This is a genomic window from Humibacter antri (assembly GCF_054777235.1).
In genome coordinates this window covers 1-1,282 of sequence record NZ_BAAHAW010000026.1, presented here as the reverse complement: position 1 = coordinate 1,282, position 1,282 = coordinate 1, and the positions used below count along the sequence as shown (strand labels likewise).

The window sequence follows — 1,282 nt, the reverse complement described above, 5'->3', positions numbered from 1 at the left end:
AACGACGTGCGCGTGCACGTCGTCGGCGACGTGCACAACGAAGCCGCACCCGCATACGCCGCCCTGAAGTAGGAGTCGGTCCAGCCGCTCGGTGCGTTGATGCGCCGGCTGCGGCAGTCGCTGCCGCTGTTCAACCAGCCTGCGGCGTACGAGATGTTCGGCTTCTCGGTCCCGACGTCGTGGAAGGTGAAGCCGGGCTGCGAGATAAGCGCCTCGTGGCGAACATCGCGAATGACCCCTGGACCGAGACGAGCGAGCGCAGTCAATCGAGTGCCGGCAGCTTCATCGGGGCGAGAGTGCTCATCGTGTTTCCTTATCTCGCCGGGCGCGATCATGACGTCACGTTGGGCATGCCGAGCAGGCGGCGCACCTCGGCGTCGGTGGTCTGTGTGAAGTCGTGGTACCACTGCCCGATCGCGAAGAACCCGCTCGGTCGCGCGACGCACACGAAGGCGTCCGTGTCCCCTCCCGGCTGGGGCTCCCAGTCGGGAGGGGCGACCGGCACGGCCAGCACGACGGATGCCGCCCCCTGCGCGCGCGCCACCGCGCAGGCCGCGCGGGCGGTCGCCCCGGTAGCGAGGCCGTCGTCCACCACCACGGCGGTCGCTGACTTCAGGTCGACCGGGGGCCTGTCCTCCCGGAACCGTCGCACGCGCCGTTCCAGCTCAGCCTGCTCGCGTTCCTCGACGCTGGCCAACTGCTCGTCGGTCACCCCCATCACCCGGATGAGGCCGTCGTCGATCACGCGCACGCCCTCGCCGATCGCGCCCATCGCGACCTCCTTGTTGCGAGGGAGCCCGAGCTTGCGCACCAGAATGACGTCGAGCGGAGCGTCCAGCGCTTCAGCGACGACAGCCGCGACGGGCACGCCGCCGCGCGGGATGCCGAGGACCACCGGGTTCGGCCAGTCGTGTCGATACCTCGAACAGGCCGTCGCCAGACGGCGCCCCGCGTCAAGACGATCCACGAAGATCATGTCCGACCCTTCCGGGCCAAGCCTACGACGCGGGATCCGCCCACTACCGGCCGGTTCGAAACGCGCCGGAGTCGCCCGGGTCAGGTCGGGTGCGCCTCCTGCTGCAGGACATCCGTCTTGGAGAGCGGATCGGCGATGTCCGCAAGCGACTTGTTCTCCGCGTTGACGCCGAGGAACACATCGACGAGCCCGGCGCCGATCATGAGGCCGGCACCTCATGAGGCCGGCACCGATGAAGGCGAGACGAGTGTGGGGGAGTACCCGGTCGTCACGGTGCAGACGATGGCGCGCATCATCGAGTCCACC

Annotated in this window: 3 protein-coding genes; all 3 read right to left on the bottom strand. The window is 69.0% G+C overall.

Going from position 1 to position 1,282, the window contains the following annotated elements:
• A partial coding sequence (locus ACYVDK_RS11945) for a hypothetical protein (RefSeq protein ID WP_460521976.1) occupies window positions 1-266 on the bottom strand: 266 nt, incomplete at its 3' end.
• A 65-nt stretch (window positions 267-331) separates the two neighbouring features.
• Window positions 332-976, bottom strand: coding sequence for a phosphoribosyltransferase (locus ACYVDK_RS11940; RefSeq protein WP_460521974.1), 645 nt, complete (start codon window positions 974-976; stop codon window positions 332-334).
• Between the two features lie 80 nt (window positions 977-1,056).
• On the bottom strand, window positions 1,057-1,179 hold the full coding sequence (locus ACYVDK_RS11935) for a hypothetical protein (protein WP_460521972.1): 123 nt from the start codon (window positions 1,177-1,179) through the stop codon (window positions 1,057-1,059).
• Between the last annotated feature and the right edge of the window lie 103 nt (window positions 1,180-1,282).

Bases quoted from the DNA above. Each gene is read 5' to 3' on its own strand.
- ACYVDK_RS11940 (WP_460521974.1), bottom strand. From the start codon at position 976: ATGATCTTCGTGGATCGTCTTGACGCGGGGCGCCGTCTGGCGACGGCC.
- ACYVDK_RS11935 (WP_460521972.1), bottom strand. From the start codon at position 1,179: ATGATCGGCGCCGGGCTCGTCGATGTGTTCCTCGGCGTCAACGCGGAG.